The sequence below is a fragment of the Bradyrhizobium betae genome, from assembly GCF_050632175.1.
Lineage (GTDB): Bacteria > Pseudomonadota > Alphaproteobacteria > Rhizobiales > Xanthobacteraceae > Bradyrhizobium > Bradyrhizobium betae_B.
On the sequence record NZ_CP192576.1, the window covers coordinates 5,286,059 to 5,306,999 of the forward strand.

Sequence of the window (20,941 nt, forward strand, 5' to 3'; positions counted from 1 at the left end):
ATGCCGTCGGAACTTCGCTCGCCCCGTCTCGCCGTCCTGATCGATGCCGACAATGCCTCCGCGAAGATCGCCGATGGATTGTTCGAGGAGATCGCCAAGATCGGCGAGGCCAGCGTTCGCCGCATCTACGGCGACTTCTCCAATGCGCGATCGAGGGGCTGGGCCGACATCCTGTCGAAACACGCCATCATCCCGCAGCAGCAGTTCGCCTACACGACGGGAAAGAATGCGTCCGACATCACCCTGGTCATCGACGCCATGGACCTGCTTCACAGCGGCCGCTTCGATGGCTTCTGCCTGGTGTCGTCCGACAGCGACTTCACCCGGCTTGCCGCCCGCATCCGGGAGCAGGGCGTCGATGTCTTCGGGTTCGGGGAGCAGAAGACACCGGAAAGCTTCCGTCAGGCCTGCCGAAGATCCGTCTATACCGAGAATTTGCTTGCCGCCCCGGTGAACACCCAGGATCCGGCCTCGCGGTCGCCGCTGCTTCAACCCCCTGACGCAGCCATCCCCATGATCAAGAAAGTCATCGCCCAGATGGAGAGCGAAGACGGATGGGTTTCGCTCGGGGAAGTCGGAAAAGGACTGACCAACCTCGCCCCCGATTTCGATTCGAGAACCTACGGCTCCCGCAAGCTGAGCGATCTCGTGCGCAAGACGAATGCGTTCGAGATCGACGAGTCGAAGGGGCGTTCGATGCGGATCCGGGTCAAGCCCGCTGCCGCACCATCACCAAGACGGCGGAACCCGCGCCGACCTGCGAAGTCGGTCACGGCAGGCGGTGCGGCGCCTAAGGCGTGAGCAGAGCGTGCCGTTATATTTGCGCTTGCCCGGTTCGGCGCGGGAGGTAACCATCGCTCGGCCGTAATGCCACGCGAGGGTTCTGATGACCAGACTTACCCGCTTCGCCGTTGCACCGCTGCACGAGATGACCCGGCGCCTCGCCGATGTCGCGTCCGCGCGTGTCACGCCGGATCTCGTCGTCACGGGGGCCCGAGTGCTCTCGACCTATTCGGAGCGCATCCACGCCAATCGCGAGGTCTGGATCACCGGCGGCCGTATCGCCGCGGTGAAGCCGGCCGGGACGGCGAAGAAGCTCTGGAACGATGTTCCGCTCTATGATGCGGCTGGCGGCATCATCGCGCCGGGTCTGGTCGACCCGCACATCCACATCGAGTCCTCGATGGTGACCGCCTGCGCCTATGCGGAGGCTGCTCTTCTCAACGGCACAACCACGATCTTCTGCGACAGCCACGAGATCGGCAACGTCATGGACGTCGCCGGCGTCGAGGCGATGCTGGAGGACGCGCGCGAGGCACCGCTCTCGATCTTCCTGACGGTGCCGTCGACGGTGCCTGCGACCTCGGCCGAACTGGAGACTGCGGGCGGCGACCTCACGCCGGACAAGATCGCCGGACTGTTCGACCGCTGGCCTGAAGCGGTGGCACTCGGAGAGAAGATGGATTTCGTGCCCGTCACGATGGGTGACGAGCGCAGTCACGCGATCCTCGCGGCCGCCTTGAAGCGGGGCCGTCCGGTCTCCGGTCATGTCTATGGCCGCGAATTCGTCGCGGCGTATGCGGCATCAGGCGTCACCGACACGCATGAGGCGATCGACCGCGACATCGCCGACGATCTGCTCGATGCCGGCGTCTGGGTGTTCCTGCGCGGGGGACCGCCGACCACGCCCTGGCACTCGCTGCCGCAGGCGATCCGCACCATTACCGAGCTCGGCGCCTCGCACAAGCGCACCGCCGTCTGCACCGATGACCGCGATGCCGACGACCTCCTGCTGTTCGGGCTCGACTGGGTGGTGCGCGAGGCGGTGAAGGCTGGGATGTCCCCGGAGCAGGCCTGGTCGATGGGCTCGCTGCATGGTGCCACCCGCTTCGGCATGGATGGCGATATCGGCGGGCTCGGCGGCGGCCGCCGCGCCGATCTTGTGCTGATGGACGATCAGCTCAAGCCGCAATGCACCTGGTATGGCGGCGAGCTGGTGGTCGAGCACGGCAGGATCACGCCGCGCCTCGATCAGGCGCTGTCGCAGCGCTATCAATATCCGAAGGCGGCCTATGCGACGGTGAAGCTGCCGGAAAAATTGAAGCTGACGCCCGAGTTGCCGGCGAGGGCCTGCACGGTCAACGCGATCAGGACTGCGCTGCCGGGCATCAAGCTGATCCATGAGAAGGTCGCGATCGAACCAGCGAAAGACTGGCCGTCGCTGTTTGCGCGCTACGGCCTGTGCTTCGTCACAGTCGTCGAGCGCCACGGCAAATCGACTGGCAACGTCGCCTATGGCCTGCTGAAGGATTTCGGCCTGAAGCGCGGCGCGGTCGCCTCCAGCGTCGGGCACGACAGCCACAACATCATCGTCGCCGGCACCAACGAGGCCGACATGCAGGTCGCGATCGCCGCAATCAAGGCGCAGCAGGGCGCCGTTTGCGTCGTCGCGGACGGCAAGGTGAGGGCGCTGGTGCCGCTGCCGATTGCTGGCCTGCTCTCCGACAAGCGCGTGACCGAGGTCGCCGAAGAGGTCAAGGTGCTGAAGAAGGAATGGGCGGAAGCCGGCTGCACCATCCCCTATATGGGCTTTAACTTGATTCCGCTGTCGGTCATTCCGGAAATCCGCATCACCGACAAAGGCCTTGTGCTGGTGCCGCAGATGGAACTGGCGCCGCTGTTCGAATGAGCGCTTCGACGGCAGCCTGACTGTTACTCCGTAACACATCTCCGGTTGTGCATTTTTGGTTTTGGGGGAACTGGAACAATGGTCCGGCCCCGCGGTTGAAGGCGCACAAACAAACACTGGAGAGTGTGGACATGAAGACCCGTCTTGCAATTACGCTGGCTGCCGTATCGCTGCTGGCCTCGAGCGCAGCCTTTGCCCAGTCGACGACCGAGCAGGGTGCCCGGAACGGCGCACGCGCGGGCGGTGACATCGGCGGGCCGATCGGCGCGATGGTCGGCGGCACCGTAGGTGCGGCCGTGGGCGCTGGCCTGGAAATCCCGAATGCAATCCTGGGCGGACTTCCGCGTTCCGAGTCGGTCGTCGTCGAGGAGCGCGTCGTGGTCGGCGAGCCGCTGCCCCCGGCCGTGGTGCTGCGTCCCGTGCCGAACTACACCGAGTATCGCTATGCGGTCGTGAACGATCGCCGTGTGATCGTCGAACCGCGCACGCGCAGGGTCGTCAAGATCATCGACTGACGCGAAAGAGCACAGGCGTTTGGAGAAAACAGGCCCTGCGGAGCGTCACTCCGCGGGGCCTTCGCTTGTGACTGCAGGACTGGCACGAAGGCGTGCCACGGCCCAGTCAGCGGCGGCCGCGAGCACAAAGCCCGCGCAGGCCGTGGCTGCATCGACGAGAAAATCTTCCAGGCGCGCGTGGCGTCCTGGCGCCCAGAATTGCATCAGTTCGAGCGCGCCGATCAGGACCACCGCGACGGCGGCGACGACCCAGCGGCGATTTCGGTAGGCGAGGCCGAAGGCCAACCCTACCAGGACGAAGGCGAGTGCATGCTCGCCATCCTGACCGAGGTCGGAGTGGGGCCGCAGGCCGGGCGGGCCGAGAGTTGCGAAGGTGACGGCGGCTGCCAGCAGCCAGGCAATGAAGCGAACAAAAATGGACATCCGGTGCGGATAGCACGGATCTGCAGCAGCCTGCTACGCGGCCGGGATCAGATCGTCGTGTAGTTAATGACGAAACGTTAAAGTGGCTCGCGCACGCCGAGTCCGTGCATGAAGCGTTCCCGGATCTGCACGGGATCGCGCCGGGTGGTGCCGACGCCCGGCTTGTCGTCGATGCGGACGGCAATCAAGCTCGGTTCGGAAGCTGACATCGCTGTGTCGACGAGGCGCTCGAAATCCTCCTCGTCTGCGGCCCAGGCGCTGTTGGCGAGCCCCGAAGCGGTGGCGATGCCGACGATGTCGGCCACACTCGCGGCCGGCGTCGGCTGTGCGCCGGTGATCTGGTAGATGCCGTTGTCCATCACGATCATGATGAGGTTCTTCGGCTTCAACGTCGCGATTGTCGAGAGGGCGCCGAGCTGCATCAGCAGCGAGCCGTCGCCTTCGAGTGCGAAGACGCGGCGGTCTGGCTGCGCGAGTGCGACACCCAGTGCGATCGGGAAGGCGAGGCCCATGCTGCCCAGCATGTAGAAATTCTGCGGGCGGTGGCCCGCGGCCCAGAGGTCGAAATTGGTGTTGCCGATGCCGCCGATCACGGCTTCTTCGTGCTTGAGTTTTGCGATCAGGCGCGAGGTCACGTCGAACCGGTTCATCACCTTGGTATTGCGCGTGTTCATTTTTGAAGTCATTTGGCGGCGCTCACTTGTCGAACGTCTTGCCGCCGGTGAGCAGCGGGTTGAGGATCAGCGCCACCGGCGCCTGTGTCGTGACGGCTTGCTTGATCGAGCGGTCGGCGATGAATTCGAGCTCGTCGAGCCGGGTGATGGTGTGATGCTCCAGCGCCAGCGAGTCCAGCACCGGGCGCATGGTGCGGCAGACCCGCGACTGGCCGTAGTTGAACTCGCCGAGCGTGCCGCGCTCGGACACGAACATGATCAGCGGGATCTGGTAGGGCACTGCCAGCGAGGCCAGCACGTTGGCAAGCGTTGCAAAGCCCGACGTCTGCATCAGCACGGCGCCACGCCGTCCGCCCATCCAGGCGCCCGAGACGATGCCGACGGCCTCTTCCTCGCGGGCGGTGGCAAAGGTGGTGAAGAAGGGGTCGACGTGCAGGTTCTGGATCAGCGGCGTCAGCACGCGGTCGGGCACGTAGGGGATGAGGCTGATCTCGTTCCGCTTCAGGGTTTGCAGGACGATGCCATGCCAGCTCTTGTCGCCGGACCCCTGCGTCACCTGGGGCGAGGTCCGCTGCTCCGCAATCGCCATCGCGCTCTCCCTTGAGCCGCGCATGCTTCTTGGTTCTGGCCGTCGCGGCGACCTCCCGAACTTGACGCAGGCAGCGAGATTGTCAACATGTCCGGGCCGGCACCGTGATCTGCGCCAGACGGCCTGCCGTGGCCGGCATCGCCATGTCATAAGCGGCGACAACGAGAAAACGGGAGGGACGCATGGACGGGGCGCGCATCGCGCTGGCCTTGCGGGTCTCCGCGAGAGAGCCGGAAGGGTCCTGATGTCCGTCAACAGCAAGCGCGTCTTCTACGTCAAATACCTGGCCAACCCGATCTATATCGACATCCTGAAGGCGCGGCCCGACGTCCGGCTCGATCGTATCGAGAACGAGAGCCCCGAGGACTTCTATGCGCCGATCATCAGTGCCGCCCATGTCTACCAGATCGGCGCCGCCCGCGACGAGCTCGCGCCGCATTTCCATGTCGATGCCGGCTTCCTGAAGCGAACGCCGAACCTGCTGCTCGTGTCGAGCAACGGCGCTGGCTTTGATCCTGTTGACGTCGAGGCCTGTACCGATGCGGGCGTGCTGGTCGTCAACCAGTCCGGCGGCAACGCCCATTCGGTTGCCGAACACGCGCTGGCGATGATGCTGACTCTGTCCAAGCGCATCATCCAGTCCGACCGCAAGCTCCGCAGGGAGTCCAACGTCAACCGCAACGAGCTCGTCGGCAACGAGGTCGAGCACAAGACCGTCGGCATCATCGGTCTCGGCAATGTCGGCCGCAGGATCGCGGCACTCTGCAAGGGCCTGTTCGGCATGAAGGTGCTGGCCTACGATCCGTACCTTACGGCCGAGGTGATGGCCGAACGGGGCGGCGAGAAGGTCGAACTCGACGAGCTCTTGCGCCGCGCCGATTTCGTGTCGATCTCCTGTCCACTCGACAAAAAGAGCCGCAACATGATCAGCACGCGCGAGTTCGCGCTGATGCAGCCGCATGCCTATTTCATTACCACCGCGCGCGGCTTTATCCACGACGAGGACGCGTTGCTCCAGGCATTGCGCGACAAGCGCATTGCCGGTGCCGGCCTCGACGTCTGGTCCAAGGAGCCGCCGCCGCCGGAGCATCCGTTGCTCCAGTTCGACAACGTGCTGGCCAGCCCGCACACCGCCGGTGTCACCATCGAGGCGCGCCAGAACATGGGCCGCATCGCCGCCGAGCAGGTGCTGGACACGCTCGACGGCAAGCGCCCGCCGCGCATCATCAATCCCGAGGTCTGGCCGCGCTATGCCGAGCGCTTCCAGCAGGCCTTCGGAGTGGCGCCGGGGTAGGGCGCGCGGAAAGTCTGACCGCGCTCTGATCGTTGGTTACTGGGATGACATTAGAAAGCCTCGGATTTTACCGATGGCGTGAACGAACGCGTATGACCTGTCCTTTAAATCGGAGGCCATGAGCATCTATTCGATTGCGGCATCCGGACTGTCTGCGGCGAGTTTGCGCGTGAGCGTGGCTGCGAGCAATATCGCCAACGTTCAAACGACCGGCCCACTACCTGCATCAGGCAAATCGGACACATCGGCTGCCGCGGGCAGTTCGAACATCGCTCCGACGTTTCCCGCGGCCTATGTGCCGCTGCGCGTCGATCAGGTCTCCCAATCGAGCGGCTCGACCCCCGGTGGGACCTCCGCGACCGTGTCGACGGTGTCGCCGAGCTACACCGCGCAATCTGACCCAACCGCACCCTTCGCCAACCAGGACGGCCTGGTCGCAGCGCCGAATGTCGATCTCGCCAACGAATTCGCTCAGCTGGCGGCCGCAAAGTACAGCTTCATCGCCAATGCGAAGGTCATTCAGGCTTACGCCGAAACGACGGATTCGCTCCTCGACATCACGACGTGACGATGCCGGGGTAGGTCGTCTACCCAAGCTTTGCGCCGAGCTGCTTGAACACGGCCTCGCAAGTCATGAGGTCGAGATGGCCGCCGCCTGCGTTCTTGAAGAACGTGATGTCGGAGGGTGACACGCGCCCCTGCACGCGGCCGCTGGCGAGATCGTAGAGATCGCCGAGAACATCCTTTTCGCTGATCGCGCCGCTCGCGATCGGCTGCAGGATGTCGCCGACGCCATGAAATGCGGATTCTCGCCGGTCCACGAAGACACGCGACATCCTTGCTGCCTCGTTATCGGCCTCACGGGTTTGCGGTGTATAGCCACCGACGAGGTCCAGATGCGTACCCGGCCGCAGGTTGCGGCCCTTGATCAGCGGTTGATGCGCGCGGGTGCAGGTGGTGATGACGTTGGCTTCACGCGTCGCGGCGTCGAGGTCCGTGATCGTCTCCGCCTTCACGCCGTCCGCGGCCAGTCGCCTGGCGAGATCATCGGCGCGTTCCGCGCTCCTGTTCCAGATCAGCACGCGTTGCAGCGACGGCCGCGCCGTTCGATGCCCCCGGATCAGCCATTCCGACATCTCACCGGCCCCGACGCAAAGCAGCGTCTCGGGATTGGGCGGTGCGAGCAGTTTTGTGCCCAGCGCGGAGTCGGCGGCGGTGCGCCAATGCGTGATCTCGGTGCCGTCCATCGCTGCCAGCGGCCGCCCGTTGGTGCCGTCGAACAGCACGCAGACGGCCTGCACCGCCGGCATCTTTCCTTCCGCCAGATTGGCCGGAAAGCTGGTGAACATCTTGCTCGCCATGTACCGGCCGGGATCGACGGCGCTGCGGATGACGTATTGCCCTTTCTCGTCGCCGAGGAAGGCGTCCAGAACCTCCATCTTCGGCCGGCGGTGCGCGTCTTCCAGGGCCGCGATGAGGACGGGAAACGTCAGGGCATTCGTGACTTCGGTATCGGTGACAAAGTGCAAGACAAGATCCTCATCGGCGGCCGGCAATTGCCCTTAAACCCGCGCGGAAAGTTCCGCAAGAAATCTTGCGCCAGGGATCATCAGCCTTGATCCGCGTCAAAATCTCCTTCCCCTGTTTGGTCCAAATGAGATTAGATTGGCTGCCGGGGCAGCAGGAGGTCCCATGTCCATCTATGTCGTCAGGTTCATGAAGGACGTGCTCGGGGAGTACGGTCGGCAGAGCGAGATTTGCCAGGGTACGCTGGAGATCGACGCGGCCGACGAGGACGAGGCCAAGGAGCGGGCCAAGGCAAAGTTCTGCCAGGACCAGGCGTTGCATCACTGGTCGCTGCATGCCGACCGGATCCATGTGAAGCCGGCCGACTTTCCGTCCTGAGGCCTATCGTCCCGGCACGGTTCCCGGCGGCGGCGCGGTCGCGCCGGTTCCGAGCGACCGCTGCACCATGACGGTGTCGGACCAGCGACCATGGCGATAGGCGACACCGCAAAGCAAGCCGGCGCGCGCGAAGCCGAATTTCTCTTGCAGCGCCAGAGAGGGGGCGTTGTCGGCATCGATATAGCCGATCATCTGGCGGAAGCCGGCCGCGGCACAGGCATCGATCAATTCCTGAAGCAGCAAACGTCCGACACCGCGGCCGAGATGTGCGTGGTGAACGTAGATCGAGTGCTTGGCCGTGTAGCGATAGGCCGGACGCTTGCGGAACAGCACCGCATAGGCATAGCCGACGACCTCGCCGCGAAAGGTCGCGACCAGATGCGGCAGCCGGGTCTGCTTCAGATTCTTGCGCCGGTCGCGTAGATCATCCGGTTCCGGTGCGCCTGTTCCCTCGACGTCGCGCGGCACCCCATTGCGGACGTGGTGGCGATAGATCGCCAGCATCGCCTCGATATCGCTCTCGCGTGATGGCCGGACCAGCACCGGCTCGTCGTCTGGACGCGCAATCGCTGTTTCGGTCATCGACACCTACTCAACGGCGACGTAAGTGTAGAGCCCGATGCGGCCATGGGCATCGACCTCCTTGTAGACGCCCTGGATTTCCACATCGAAGCCCGGAAATGTGTTGAAGCAGCTTTCGAACATCTTCAGATAATCGACCATGGGCTTGGCCCGTTCCGTCAGCCGCTCGCCGGGAACGATGGTCGCGATGCCGGGCGGATAGACAACGAAGGGCGTGGTCGCGATGCGGCCTGCGATTGCCTCGATCGGCAGATAGTCGACATCGTTACGGATCAGGCGGCGCGCTGCATCGCGCGGCGACATCGCGATCTCCGGCATGTGCTCCGGCATGAACTGCCGGGCCTGGAGCGCGCTGACATTGGCATCACGGAAGAACCGGTGCATCTCGCCGCAGAGATCGCGCAGCCGGACGCCGGCATAGCGCGTCTGTCGCCGCTGGTAGAATTCCGGGATCGCGTCGGCCAGCAGCGCATTGTCGTCGTGCAGCCTCTTGAACGCGACGAGGCCGGAGATCAGCGTACCGGCCTTGCTCGCCTCGACGCCGGGCGTCAGCAGGAAGAGCAGGGAGTTGAGGTCGTTCTTTTCGGGGACGATGCGGTTCTCGCGCAGATATTGCGCGACTATCGGCGCCGGGATGCCGTGCTCGGCATAGGCGCCGGTCGAGCGGTCGAATCCGGGTGTCAGCAGCGTCAATTTGTTCGGATCGGTCATGGCAAAGCCCTCCGCGAGATCGGGAAAGCCGTGCCAGCTGGTATCGGGAGAGAGCTGCCAGAGCGCCGGATTGGTGGCGAGCTCGTCGGTGGACAGCGTTTCCCAGGCGACGTTATGCGCGGCGCCGGGGCGGCTGACGTCGGGAATGGCGACGCGATCGGGGACGAAGGGTTCGAAGAACCAGCGGCGATCCGGATTTTGTTCCTTCTCCTCGAACTCCCGGCGCATCGCACGGATCTTCTTGCGAAGCTCTATGCCGAGCCGGATCGTATCGTCCCACAGCACCTCGCCGGAGCGGCCCTTCATCATCTGCGCGCCGACGTCGAGTGAGGCGAACAGCGGATAGAACGGCGACGTGGAGGCGTGCTGCATGAAGCTCTCGTTGAAGCGGCGGTGCTCGACGCGGCGCTTCTGGCCGCGGATATGGCGGTCCTTGATGTGGATTTGCGAGGCCTGCGAAAAGCTCGCGAGCTGCTTGTGGGTCGACTGCGTCGCGATGATGCCCGGGGCTTCCGGCGGAAGGTTGGAGAGGCCCATGGCGAAGCGGCCGGCATAGAGCGGGTGGAACTTCATGAAGCCGGCCCAGGCCTCGTCGAACAGGATGTATTCGCAGAGATGGCCGATACGCTTCAAAATCATCTCGGCGCTATGGATCGATCCGTCATAGGTGCATTGCTCGACGACGGCGACGCGGAACGGCCGCTCCTTGCGCCAGGCGTCCTTGTCCTCGACCAGCGGGTGGTTGCGGATGGCCTCGCGCAGCGCCGTCTCGTCGAGCGCGTCCCAGCGCATCGGACCGATCAGGCCCCAGGCATTGCGGACGGTCGGCACGTAGACCGGGACGCCGCCATTGATCATCAGGGCGCCGTGATGGGCGGCCTTGTGGTTGTTGCGGTCGAACAGCACGAGGTCGCCGTCCGTGACGAGCGCGCCGAGCGCAACCTTGTTCGAGGTCGAGGTGCCATTGAGCACGAAATAGGTCTTTTCCGCGCCGAAGATCGCTGCTGCTTCCTTCTGCGCCTTCAGCGCCGGGCCCTCATGGGTAAGGAGGTCGCCGAGGTCGAGCACGGAATTGTCGAGATCGTCCCGGAACACGGACTCGCCGAGATGCTCGACGAAGACCCGGCCGATCGGGCTGCGGTTGTAGAACACGCCGCCATTGTGGCCCGGACAGGTCCAGAGCTGGTTGCCTTCCTCGGCATAATCGACCAGCGCGCCGAAGAACGGCGTCTTCAGCGTCTCGGCATATTGCTTGAGCCGGCTGATCAAATTCTTGGCGATGAAGGTCGGCGTCTCCTCGGACAGGAAGACGTAGCCGTCGATGAAGTCGAGCACCTCGACCGGCAAATCCTCGAACCGCTTGCGCCGGATCAGGAGGATGATCGGGAAATCGAGACCGCGGCGGCGCATCAAGTTGATCAGCGACGAGGTCTTGCCCTCGAGCCCTTTCTTGCCCCAGTCCACCACCATGCAGCCGATCGCGGCATCGGTCTGCACCGCCATCTCGGCGTCTTCCAGCTTGCGAGCCCGGACCACCTCGAAGCCGGAGCGCTGGATCTCCTCGATGATCTGGTTGAAGCGGTTGCCTTCGAGGTCGTCGGCGTCGAAAACAGGTGCGGCGAACAGGAAGTTGAAGCGCTTGAAATAGTCCATGTGTCATCCCGAATGTGCGAGAGTCCAAAGCTCTCGGCACATTCGATGACAATTCGATGACATCGGTCAAGCTGGCCTGCGATACCGGCTGCCCAGCGCGGCCTCGATCGTGTCGGGCTTCTCGATTCTGCTCGATCAGCAGATCGATGCGGTCGCCGCCCCAAAACAGCTCGCCGTTGAAGACCATAGTCGGAACGCCGAACACGCCGAGCGCTTCGGCCTCGTCGACGATGCGGTCATGCTCGGCGCGGGCAGGGCCGTGGACGTAGGCTTCGAAGTCGCTGGCCGAGCCGCCGCAGGCGGCGATGACGCCGCTGATGTCGGTGAGATCGTCGATCTCAAGCTCATGGCTCCAGAACTTGCGGAACACCGCGTCGTGATAGGGGCGGAAGAAGCCGTGGCGTTGCGCGAACAGCATGCCGACGCTGGCATGGAAGGCATCGCAGATTCGCCGAGGCCCCTTCATCACGAGCCCCTGCGCGTTAGCATAGCGCCGCGCGTCCATGTAGGCGTAACGCACCTTGCGCCAGAAATGCGGCGTGCGGTCCTCGACCGTCCCCATGAATTCGGCGACGCGCAGCGTGTAGGGCAGCCATTCGAGCTCGACACCGTGCGTTTCTTCGAGCGAGAACAACCGCTTGTTGGCAACGAACGCGTAGGGGCTCTTGTAGTCGGTGTAGATGCGCACAAGCGGCTTGGGCATGAGATGATTCCTCCCGCGGAGCTCGTCTTCTTCCTTCTCCCCTTGTGGGAGAAGGTGGCGCGAAGCGCCGGATGAGGGGTTCTATCCACTCGCAATACCGTTCGTGAGGATAGAACCCTCACCCGGCTTCGCTTTGCGAAGCCACCCTCTCCCGCAAGGGGAGAGGGTGCACCGTCATCGCCGCGCGATCAACGTTCACGCCTTCGTCAGCCTGTATTGCCCCAAATCCGGATCATGCGTCATGCGCCAGTAATCCACGAATCGCCACGGCATCGCGGAGAACACGCGGCCGCTCGCATTGCGGTAGTAGGTGCTCATGCCGGGATGGGTCCAGATCATGGTTTCGTGCTCGGCATCGACCTTGCGGACATAGTCGTCGAGCACGTCCTGGCGCACGTCGACGGCGGCGAGGTCCTGATCGACCATGTCGGCGAGGCAGGCGGAGATGTAGCGGCTCTGGCACTCCGACTGGAAGATGACGCTGCCGCCATGCGCCGGTCCCGAGTTGGGTCCGAGCATGCAGAAGAAGTTCGGAAAGCCCGGCACGGTGAGGCCGAGGAACGCGGTCGGGTTGTCGTTAGCCCATGCCTGCCGCAAATCCTTGCCGTCGCGACCGCTGATGTTGAGGCGCGCCGCCATCTCCGTCACCTTGAAGCCCGTCGCGACCACGATGATGTCGGCGGGACGGTGCTTGCCGTCGGCGGTGACGATGCCGCCCTCGTCGAAATGGTCGATCGTGTCGGTGACGAGCTCGACGTTGCCCCGGGTCAAGGTCTTGAACCAGTTGTTGTCGAGCAGGATGCGCTTGCCGTAGGGCGGGTAGGTCGGCACGCATTTCTCGATCAGGTCGGGCCGGTCCTTCAGCTCGGTGAGGATGAAGTCGGTCAGTTCCTGCCGGTGCCGGTCATTGCCCTTGTTGACGGCGCGCTCGGGATGCGGCCAGGCGGGATCCTTGCGCAGGAAGGGCAAGAGGCCGTCGCCGTAACGCCAGAACATGTTAAAGCGATACCACTGCACATAAAACGGAAGATGCGCCAGCAGCCATCGCGCGCCGTCGCTGATCGGGTCGGAATAGCCCTTCACCGGCCGCGCCCATTGTGCGCTGCGCTGGTAGACCGTGACGGAGGCGACGCGGGCGGCGATCGCCGGCACGAGTTGCATCGATGTCGCGCCGGTGCCGATCACGGCGACATGTTTGCCGTCGAGCTCGATGTCATCAGACCACAGCGCCGAATGCAGGATCGTTCCCTTGAACTCTTCCTCACCCTTGAAGTGCGCGCGCGAGGGATCGTTGAGCTGGCCTATGGCCGAGACCAGCGCGGTGGATCTCGAACGTCTCTTCGCCGGTCGGGGTCTTGAGCGTCGAAATCCAGCGCCGCTTGCCTTCGTCCCAGCGCGATGAGGTCAGCTCGGTCATGGTGCGCAGATGCGCGCGGATGCCGTGCTCCTCGGCGACCTTCTGGAGATAGCCCAGCAGCTCCTCGCGCTGACAGAAGTAGCGTGTCCACTCATTGTTGGTGCCGAAGGAATAGGAGTAGGAGTGGTTGGGCGTATCGACGCCACAGCCGGGATAGCGGTTGATCCACCAGGTGCCGCCGAGCTCGTCATTCTTCTCGACGATGGTGTAGGGGATGCCGAGATGGCCGAGTGCTACGCCGAGCGCGATGGCGCAGACGCCGGCGCCGACGATGAGGACATGCTGTTCTGCGAGCTTTTCGTCGGCCGGACGCCTGGTCCAGCGCGGCTCGCGCGGCACGAATCCCATCTCCTCGCGCATCAAGGGCGCGTATTCCGGCGCGACCTTCTCGCCAAGGCAGCTGCGCATCATCTTTAACAATAACTCTTCGCCGGGGTCGGCGATGACGGGCTTGGGCGTGCCGTCGGCAAAGAGCTTGACCACGGCGGACCGGATCTCGTCCTGGACCTCTTTCGGCACCCCGGCCTCGGGATCGGGAATGAGGCGGATGTCGCGCTTGGGCAAGTACGGTGGCTCTAGCCAGCGTGTGTCGCCAGTCATGTGCACCAGCACCATCAGGAGGCAGCGAATATCGCCCTCGGCGATCGCCGAGGCGAGGTCGAGCGGCTGGCGTGGAGATCTCGATGTTCATAGCGTTTCCTGATCTCCCGATGAACTGAACAGGCCGCGTGTCATCAGCTTGCGGTAGGCGGAGATGACGTGGTCGGGCACGGCGGTGACGCCGCCTTCCGAATAGGAGTAGCGGCGGCTGAGATAGCCGCGCGAGCCCATCAGCATGTGGACGATCGCCTCGAACTCCTCGTCGCTGTAATCCTCGATGGCGCCGGCCCCGCGGGCGCGACGCAGGATGCGGACATAGGCGACCGAGATGTTGTCGAGATGCTTCTGGTAGCCGGTTGGTGCAAAGAATTCGGCCTCGTTGAGGATCCGCAGGAATTCCGGAACCTCGCGGATGAAGTCGAAGAAGGCGGAGAAGCGCGCGATCTCCTGCCGCGCCGCATCCGCCGTGCCGGTGCGGGCGCGGATAAACTCGACCATGTCGAGGCCGATCTTCGGCAGGAGCTGGTCGAGCAGCTCCTGGCGGTTTTCGAAATGATTGTAGAAGGTGCCTTGCGCGACGCCGGCCTCTTCAGTGATGCGGGCGACCGAAGCTTCGGCATAGCCATGCTTTCCGACGACCTTGGTGGCGGCCTCGAAGATCTTCTGCTTGGTCCAGGCGTTGCGCTCGACGCGATTGAGCTTTGCGACCTTGGCATTCGCTTGCGTCATTCAGACGTCTCCAGCTCGGTGCGCAGCACGCGCTTGAGAGTCTTTCCGCTCGGATTACGCGGAAGGCTGTCGCGGATGACGAGCTGCTTCGGCACCTTGAAGCTCGCCAGCCGGGCGCGGCAATGTTCGGTGAGGGCAGGGAGCTCAAGGCTCGCGCCTTCGGCCAGCACCACGATCGCGACCGGCCGCTCGCCCCAGCGCGCATCGCGCAGGCCGATCACCGCGACCTCGCGGACCTCAGGCAAATCGTAGATGACACGCTCGACCTCGGAGGAGGCGATGTTCTCGCCGCCCGAGATGATCATGTCCTTCTTGCGATCGGTGAGATACAGGAAGCCTTCATCGTCGAGATAGCCGACATCGCCGCTGCGGAACCAGTCGCCGAAGAAGGCGGCTGCCGTCTTGTCCGGATCCTTCCAGTAGCCGCGCGTGATCTTGGGGCCGCGCAGGCAGATCTCGCCGTTGACCTTCGACGGCAGCGTCCTGCCATCCTCGTCGCGAATTTCGATATCGACATGGGCGATGGCCCGCCCCGTCGAGCCGATCTTCTCGATCTCGCGGCCGGCGTCCATGAAGGTGTCGCCGCCGACGGTTTCGGTGAGACCGTAGGCGTCGATGTAGCGTGCGTTGCGGAAGTATTCGGAGAAGGCGCGGATGCGCAGCTCCGGCGTCTTCTCGCCGCCGCCGATCGCCCATGCCAGGCTGGAGACGTCGTAGCTGTCGCGGGTGGGGCAGGTCAGCATCGCGGTGGTCATCACGGGGGCGAACCAGGCCGCGTTGAGGTTGTTTTCAGCTATGGCCGCAAGCGCGCTTTCCGGCTCGAAATTGCGTTCGATGTGGATGAAGCCGCCGTGCCAGAGCACGGCGATGCCGGGCAGATCGAGCGCGCCGACGTGGTAGAGCGGGCCGACGACGAGCAGCCGCGTTCCGGCGCCGAGGCCGAGCGCGATGGTCTGGTCGGCGGACTTCCAGTAGAAATTGTCGTAGGTGAGCATGACGCCCTTGGGGCGGTCGGTCGTCCCCGACGTGTACATCAGCCGCATCAGGTCGGAGGGCGCGCGCAGATGCATCGGCGCAACAGGCGCATCGCCCGCGAGGCGTGTGACGCTCCGTTGCGCGGCCTCGTTCAGCACGACGATGTTCGCGCCCGCTGCATGTGCGGCAAGTTCTTCATCGACGATCAAGAGGCGCGCACCGGCATTGCCTGAGATGTAGCCGACTTCGTCGCGCGAAAGACGAAAATTGATCGGCAAGAACACCGCACCAAGATGGCTGGTGGCAAACACCAGTTCCAGAAACGCCGCGCTGTTCTTCATCAGCACGGCCACGACGTCACCGGCGCCGATGCCCTGCGCGGCGAGCCAGCCGGCGGCCTTGCGGATGCGCGCATCGAAGACGGCATAGGAAATCTCCTCGCCGCGATATTTCAGCGCAGGCCGGTCCGGCGTGCGCCGGGCATGAAAGGCGATGAAGCTCGACAGGTTGATCATTGCGCGGATTTTGGGCCGGTTGCGGCCTCGTTGTCTCCATCGATGAATTCTGACTCGTAATTCATCTTTGGCTTGACGTCACCCCCTACCTCTGAAATCCTTGAGCACACGGAGACGAGACGATCTCCGGCAGGGATCAGGAAACGCCGACCCGACAGAGGGAGGGGAAAATGACGAGAACCCGCACGCCGGGCATCAGCCGCCGTTCAACGCTGGCGCTGATGGGCGCCGGTGCGATGAGTGTTGCCGCGCCGTGGGTGGCGCGGGCCCAAGCCAAGACCATCAAGATCGGCATGCCGACAATTCTGTCGGGCCGCGTCGCGCAGCTCGGCACGTCGTCGCGAAATGCGGTGATGCTCGAGGTCGAGAAGGTCAACGCGGCCGGCGGCCTCGCCGGACGGCAGATCGAGATGGTGATCCGCGACTCCAAGGGCCAGCCGCAGGAAGCCGCCCGCGTCGCGCGCGAACTCGTCAACACCGACGGCTGCGAGTGGCTGATCGACGGCGAAGCCTCGTCCGGATCGTTCGCGGTACATGAAGTGGCGCGCGATCTCGGCGTGCTCTGCGTTCACACCTGCTCGGAAGCGTCCTCGCTCACCGCCGATCCGAAGCAGCACATCCCGAACGCGTTCCGCTGCGTGCGCCAGGGCATTCACGATTCCATCGTCGGCGGCAGCTACGCCGCCGCGATCTCCAAGGCCAAGGGCCTGAAGAAATGGGCGACCTGTTCGCCGGACTATGCTTATGGCCGCGATACCACCGGCGAGTTCACGCTGTATCTGAAGCGCTTTGCGCCCGATGTCGAGATCATCAGCGAGTCCTGGCCGAAGCTGTTCCAGCCCGACTACACCGAGGTGGTCACCAAGATTCTGCAGGCCAAACCGCAGGCGCTGTACTCCTGCCTGTGGGGTGGCGATCTCACCTCCTACATCGACCAGGCCAACATCTACGCGATGTTCGGCCAGATGGAGGTGTTCGCGGTCAACATGGCGGACTACACCGCGCTCACCGTCGTGAAGAACCTGCCGAAGGGCATCCACTCCGGCAACCGCTACATCAAGACCTTTCCGACCACGCCGGAGAATGCGGCCTGGGGCGATGCCTACAAGGCCAAGTACAACGAGTACCCGACGAACTGGTCATGGCAGAACGCGACGGCCGTGATGTTCCTGGCCGAGGCCGCCAAGAAGGCGAACTCCACCGACGGCAAGAAGATTGCGGAGACATTGAAGGGCCTCACCATCAAGTGCCCGTTCGGCGCCGACGGTACCGTGACGATGCGCGGCGACGACCACACGCTGGTCGGCTACGCCATCGGCTGGGGCACCACGATCCCGCAGGAGCCGTACGTGCCCGAGGTCAAGGCCGGCGACTGGAAGACCATCTTCGAACTCGAAGCCGAGTGGAAGAAGAGCAAGGGCTACACCTGATCCTGTGCGCGGCGGAGACGGGTGACCGTCTCCGCCGTCGTCGTTTTGGCTCTCCGCGCCGGATCTGGCGCGCTGCAATGAAAGTGGTCCCGTGGATCTCGACGCGCTTGCCGGCTGCCTCTCCAGTTCCGCCTGCCTGGTGACCCAAACCACCAGCGGCCTCATCATCGGCATGCTGCTGTTCCTGGTCGCGGTCGGGCTGACGCTGATCTTCGGCGTGCTCAAGGTCGTCAATTTCAGCCACGGCGCCTTCTATATGTTCGGCGCCTATTTCGCGATGACGGCCTATCATTTCACCGGGAGCTTTGCGCTGGCGATGCTGGCGGGCGCAGCGGGCACAGCAATCCTTGGCCTGATCTTCGAGCGCGTCTTTATGAGCCGCGTCTATGGCGCCGACGTCTTGATGCAGCTGCTTGTCTGCTACGCGTTCGTGTTGATCTTCGACGATGTCGTGCGCCTGATCTGGGGGCCGGAATTCAGGTCGATGGGCATGCCGGCGGCGTTCCAGGTGATGCCGCTGTTCATCGCCGGCGGCGTGGTGCCGCCTTATTATCTGCTGCTGATCGGCGTTGCGCTCATCGCGGCCATCGTGCTCGGCATCGGATTGTCGCGCAGCCGGATCGGCAAGGTGATCCGCGCGGCTGCGCACAATCCTGGCATGGTGTCGGCGCTAGGCATCAACACCGGCCTGATCTATGGGGGCGTGTTCGCGCTCGGCGGCATGTTGGCGGGCCTTGCTGGCGCGCTTGCGGCGCCCGTGCGTTCTCTGACCCCCGGCATGGGATTCTCTGTGTTGATCGAATCCTTCATCGTCACCGTGATCGGCGGCATGGGCTCGATCCTGGGCGCGCTGATCGGCGCGTTGCTGCTCGGCCTCATCAGGTCCTACGGCTCGCTCGGCTTTCCCCTGTTCACGGAAGGCCTGATGTATCTGTTCATGGTGATCGTGCTGGTGTCCAAACCTACCGGCCTGTTCGGCAAGGAGGCGGCATGACCGAGCTGGAGGCCGGACGCGCCGAGACGCTGGGGCCGGTACGCGATGGCGCGGCACTGCGTCGCTATCGCGACGTCCTGATCGCGCTGATCGCCTTCGCTGTGCTGGCGAGCCTGCCGCTGCTCACCGGCAGCAAGGCGCTGCTCGATTTCGTCATTCGCTGCTCGGCCTACGGGCTGTTCGCGACCTCGCTCAACCTGCTGGTCGGCTATACCGGGCTGACCTCGTTCGGCCACGGCATGTTCTTTGGCCTCGGTGCCTACAGTTTTGGCCTGATCATGCAGAAGCTCGGCGTGCCGATCCCCGTCGCCTTCGTCGCGACGCTGGCGATCACCGCGGTGATCGCGGCCGTGATCGGCGCGATCTGCGTGCGACTGAAGGAGATCTATTTCGCCTTCGTCACGCTCGCCTTCCAGATGCTGATCCACTCGACCATTTTGTCGTGGGCCTCCTTCACCGGCGGCGACCAGGGCCTGCGCGGCGGGATTCCGCGTCCTGCATTTCTCGGCATCAATCTCGCCGACCATGTGCATCTCTATATCACGAGCTGTGCGCTGCTGATCCTCGGCCTGCTCGCGATGCGCCAGATTGCGCAATCGCCGTTCGGCTACACCCTGCGCATGATCCGGGACAACGCGGCGCGCGCGAGCTTTCTCGGCATCGACGTCTGGCGCGCCAAGCTCACCGTCTTCGTGCTGGCGGCGCTGTTCGCGTCGATGGGCGGCATGGTGATGGCGTTGTTCGTCTCCGGCGCCTATCCGGAGTTCGCCTACTGGACGATCTCGGGCGAGGGCATCTTCATCAACATGCTCGGTGGTGTTTCTACCTTCCTCGGACCGATGGTTGGAACTGTCTTGCTGCTGCTGCTCAACGACACCGTCACGCGCTTCACCGAATATCACGGCATCGTGCTCGGGGTGGTCATCCTGTTCTTCGCGCTGGGCCTGCGCAAGGGCCTGCTCGATTTCGCCGCCGAATGGTTTGCTCATCGGCGCGACGCAGGCGAGGGGCGTTAGCCATGCTTCAGATCCGCAACCTCGCAAAATCGTTCGGCGGCGTGAAAGCGACCAACGACGTCTCGCTCGACTTTCCCGACGGCTCGCTCACGGCCGTGATCGGCCCCAACGGTGCGGGCAAGAGCACCTTCTTCAATCTCATCACCGGCGCGCTGAAGCCGGATTCCGGCCAAGTGCTGCTCGACGGCGTCGATCTCGCCGGCCGCTCGCCGCCGGAGATCGTGCGCCACGGCATCGGGCGCGCCTTCCAGGTCGCCAGCATCTTCAGATCGCTGACGGTGCAGGAGACCATGCTGGCCGCCGTCAGCGCCGACCAGGGGACGTCCGCGGTGTTGCATAAGCGCTTCCCGCTGCCGGAGACGCGCGACCGCGCCGAGCACGTGATGGAGCTGCTTGGCCTCGCGAGCAAACGCCATCGCACGGCCGCGACGCTGTCGCACGGCGATCAGAAGCTGCTCGACATTGCCCTTGCGCTGGTGCTCGAACCCAAGGTGCTGCTGCTGGACGAGCCGACGGCCGGCATGGGTCCGGAAGAGCGCTGGCGCATGATCGACAAGGTGCGCGAACTCTGGGAGACGCAGAAGATCACCGTCGTCTTCATCGAGCACGACATGGACATCGTGTTCAAGATTGCCCCGAAGATCGTCGTTCTCTGCTATGGCCGTATTCTGGCAACCGGCACGCCCGACGAGATCCGCAATAATAGCGCTGTCATCGACGCCTATCTCGGCACCGAGCATGCGGGAGCCGCCGCATGAGCGCAGCCATCATCGAAGTGGCCGATCTCGACGTCTATTACGGCACCAGCCAGATCCTATTCGGCGTCGGTCTCTCCGTCCGCCAGGGGCAGACGATGGCGCTCCTGGGCCGCAATGGCGCCGGCAAATCCACCACCATGAAGGCGATCATGGGGCTGGCGCCGCCGCGTCGCGGCAGAGTGAGCCTTCGCGGCGCGGTGATCTCCGGCCAGAGGCCGCACCATATCGCGCGCGCCGGCCTCGGCTTCGTGCCGGAGGATCGCCAGATATTTCCTGAGCATACGGTCGAGGACAACCTCGTCATCGGTCGCAAGAAGGGGCCGGAGGGCCAGGATGAGTGGCCGATCAAACGCATCTATGAGGTCTTTCCGCTGCTCGAGCCGCTGCGCCAACGCATCGCCGGGCGGCTCTCGGGCGGCGAGCAGCAGATGCTCGCGATCGCCCGCACGCTGATGGGCAATCCCGCGCTGTTGCTCCTGGACGAGCCGAGCGAGGGGCTTGCCCCGATCATTGTCCAGCGGATCGGGGAGCTGCTGCGGCAGCTTCGCCAACTCGGATCGACCGTGCTGATCGCCGAGCAGAACATGCATTTCTGCCTGGGGCTGGCGAGCCACGCCACGGTCATCGACAAGGGCCAGATCGTCTATGCTGCCGGAATCGACGAGTTGAAGGCCAACGACGCGATCCGGCGCCGTTATCTGGCCCTGTAGGCGGGCCGCCGGTGCGGCAACGGGCCTAAAGAAGAAAACAATTGCTCCGGGACTGTCCA

21 protein-coding genes and 1 pseudogene are annotated in these 20,941 nt (G+C 64.2%); 11 read left to right on the forward strand and 11 right to left on the reverse strand.

Annotation, left to right across the window (positions count from 1 at the left end):
* From ACQ86E_RS25325 to ACQ86E_RS25335, 3 genes are all read left to right on the forward strand, one after another.
* Positions 1 to 801, forward strand: a complete 801-nt coding sequence (locus tag ACQ86E_RS25325) for an NYN domain-containing protein (protein ID WP_431202302.1) — start codon at positions 1 to 3, stop codon at positions 799 to 801.
* An 85-nt stretch (positions 802 to 886) separates the two neighbouring features.
* Positions 887 to 2,689 (forward strand): adenine deaminase C-terminal domain-containing protein, encoded by a 1,803-nt coding sequence (locus tag ACQ86E_RS25330; protein WP_431202303.1) that lies wholly within the window; start codon positions 887 to 889, stop codon positions 2,687 to 2,689.
* Between the two features lie 131 nt (positions 2,690 to 2,820).
* Positions 2,821 to 3,204 (forward strand): DUF1236 domain-containing protein, encoded by a 384-nt coding sequence (locus ACQ86E_RS25335; RefSeq protein WP_431202304.1) that lies wholly within the window; start codon positions 2,821 to 2,823, stop codon positions 3,202 to 3,204.
* A gap of 45 nt (positions 3,205 to 3,249) precedes the next feature.
* Here the strand turns inward: ACQ86E_RS25335 and ACQ86E_RS25340 are convergent, their stop codons facing one another.
* From ACQ86E_RS25340 to ACQ86E_RS25350, 3 genes are all read right to left on the reverse strand, one after another.
* Positions 3,250 to 3,627, reverse strand: coding sequence for a VanZ family protein (locus ACQ86E_RS25340; protein ID WP_431202305.1), 378 nt, complete (start codon positions 3,625 to 3,627; stop codon positions 3,250 to 3,252).
* Between the two features lie 77 nt (positions 3,628 to 3,704).
* Positions 3,705 to 4,301 carry a thiamine pyrophosphate-dependent enzyme gene (locus ACQ86E_RS25345; protein ID WP_431202306.1) on the reverse strand — a complete coding sequence of 199 codons (597 nt, stop codon included), beginning with the start codon at positions 4,299 to 4,301 and terminating at the stop codon, positions 3,705 to 3,707.
* Positions 4,302 to 4,323: 22 nt separating this feature from the next.
* Entirely contained in the window at positions 4,324 to 4,890 is a 567-nt protein-coding gene (locus ACQ86E_RS25350) for a thiamine pyrophosphate-binding protein (protein ID WP_431202307.1), read from the reverse strand.
* 244 nt (positions 4,891 to 5,134) lie between these two features.
* On the opposite strand from ACQ86E_RS25350, the gene ACQ86E_RS25355 reads away from it, so the two are divergent.
* Positions 5,135 to 6,184: a hydroxyacid dehydrogenase gene (locus ACQ86E_RS25355; protein ID WP_431202308.1), complete on the forward strand. Its 1,050-nt coding sequence runs from the start codon at positions 5,135 to 5,137 to the stop codon at positions 6,182 to 6,184.
* Positions 6,185 to 6,302: 118 nt separating this feature from the next.
* Positions 6,303 to 6,752 (forward strand): flagellar basal body rod protein FlgC, encoded by a 450-nt coding sequence (locus tag ACQ86E_RS25360; protein WP_431202309.1) that lies wholly within the window; start codon positions 6,303 to 6,305, stop codon positions 6,750 to 6,752.
* Positions 6,753 to 6,771: 19 nt separating this feature from the next.
* On the opposite strand, the gene ACQ86E_RS25365 is transcribed toward ACQ86E_RS25360, so the two are convergent.
* Entirely contained in the window at positions 6,772 to 7,713 is a 942-nt protein-coding gene (locus ACQ86E_RS25365; protein WP_431202310.1) for an ornithine cyclodeaminase family protein, read from the reverse strand.
* Between the two features lie 163 nt (positions 7,714 to 7,876).
* Between ACQ86E_RS25365 and ACQ86E_RS25370 the strand changes: the two genes are divergently transcribed.
* Entirely contained in the window at positions 7,877 to 8,089 is a 213-nt protein-coding gene (locus ACQ86E_RS25370; RefSeq protein ID WP_431202311.1) for a hypothetical protein, read from the forward strand.
* A 3-nt stretch (positions 8,090 to 8,092) separates the two neighbouring features.
* Here ACQ86E_RS25370 and ACQ86E_RS25375 read toward each other — a convergent pair whose 3' ends face one another.
* From ACQ86E_RS25375 to ACQ86E_RS25405, 7 genes and pseudogenes are all read right to left on the reverse strand, one after another.
* Positions 8,093 to 8,671, reverse strand: a complete 579-nt coding sequence (locus tag ACQ86E_RS25375) for a GNAT family N-acetyltransferase (protein WP_431202312.1) — start codon at positions 8,669 to 8,671, stop codon at positions 8,093 to 8,095.
* A 6-nt stretch (positions 8,672 to 8,677) separates the two neighbouring features.
* On the reverse strand, positions 8,678 to 11,035 hold the full coding sequence (locus ACQ86E_RS25380; protein ID WP_431202313.1) for an Orn/Lys/Arg decarboxylase N-terminal domain-containing protein: 2,358 nt from the start codon (positions 11,033 to 11,035) through the stop codon (positions 8,678 to 8,680).
* A 196-nt stretch (positions 11,036 to 11,231) separates the two neighbouring features.
* Positions 11,232 to 11,738, reverse strand: a pseudogene (locus tag ACQ86E_RS25385) (DsbA family protein); the annotation flags it as partial.
* A 195-nt stretch (positions 11,739 to 11,933) separates the two neighbouring features.
* Positions 11,934 to 12,899, reverse strand: a complete 966-nt coding sequence (locus tag ACQ86E_RS25390; RefSeq protein WP_431202314.1) for a flavin-containing monooxygenase — start codon at positions 12,897 to 12,899, stop codon at positions 11,934 to 11,936.
* 100 nt (positions 12,900 to 12,999) lie between these two features.
* Complete coding sequence (locus ACQ86E_RS25395) at positions 13,000 to 13,719, reverse strand: NAD(P)-binding protein (protein ID WP_431202315.1); 720 nt, start codon at positions 13,717 to 13,719, stop codon at positions 13,000 to 13,002.
* A gap of 123 nt (positions 13,720 to 13,842) precedes the next feature.
* Complete coding sequence (locus ACQ86E_RS25400; RefSeq protein ID WP_431202316.1) at positions 13,843 to 14,484, reverse strand: TetR/AcrR family transcriptional regulator; 642 nt, start codon at positions 14,482 to 14,484, stop codon at positions 13,843 to 13,845.
* A complete protein-coding gene (locus ACQ86E_RS25405; RefSeq protein WP_431202317.1) occupies positions 14,481 to 15,974 on the reverse strand; it encodes an AMP-binding protein in 1,494 nt (497 codons plus the stop codon). The genes ACQ86E_RS25400 and ACQ86E_RS25405 overlap by 4 nt, the downstream gene beginning before the upstream one ends.
* 170 nt (positions 15,975 to 16,144) lie before the next feature.
* Between ACQ86E_RS25405 and ACQ86E_RS25410 the strand changes: the two genes are divergently transcribed.
* From ACQ86E_RS25410 to ACQ86E_RS25430, 5 genes are all read left to right on the forward strand, one after another.
* Positions 16,145 to 17,404 (forward strand): ABC transporter substrate-binding protein, encoded by a 1,260-nt coding sequence (locus tag ACQ86E_RS25410; protein ID WP_431202318.1) that lies wholly within the window; start codon positions 16,145 to 16,147, stop codon positions 17,402 to 17,404.
* 91 nt (positions 17,405 to 17,495) lie between these two features.
* Positions 17,496 to 18,398, forward strand: a complete 903-nt coding sequence (locus ACQ86E_RS25415; protein WP_431202319.1) for a branched-chain amino acid ABC transporter permease — start codon at positions 17,496 to 17,498, stop codon at positions 18,396 to 18,398.
* Positions 18,395 to 19,414 (forward strand): branched-chain amino acid ABC transporter permease, encoded by a 1,020-nt coding sequence (locus tag ACQ86E_RS25420; protein ID WP_431202320.1) that lies wholly within the window; start codon positions 18,395 to 18,397, stop codon positions 19,412 to 19,414. The genes ACQ86E_RS25415 and ACQ86E_RS25420 overlap by 4 nt, the downstream gene beginning before the upstream one ends.
* 2 nt (positions 19,415 to 19,416) lie before the next feature.
* Positions 19,417 to 20,172 (forward strand): ABC transporter ATP-binding protein, encoded by a 756-nt coding sequence (locus tag ACQ86E_RS25425; RefSeq protein ID WP_431202321.1) that lies wholly within the window; start codon positions 19,417 to 19,419, stop codon positions 20,170 to 20,172.
* On the forward strand, positions 20,169 to 20,882 hold the full coding sequence (locus ACQ86E_RS25430) for an ABC transporter ATP-binding protein (RefSeq protein ID WP_431202322.1): 714 nt from the start codon (positions 20,169 to 20,171) through the stop codon (positions 20,880 to 20,882). Before ACQ86E_RS25425 ends, ACQ86E_RS25430 begins: the two co-directional genes overlap by 4 nt.
* Positions 20,883 to 20,941 lie beyond the last annotated feature (59 nt).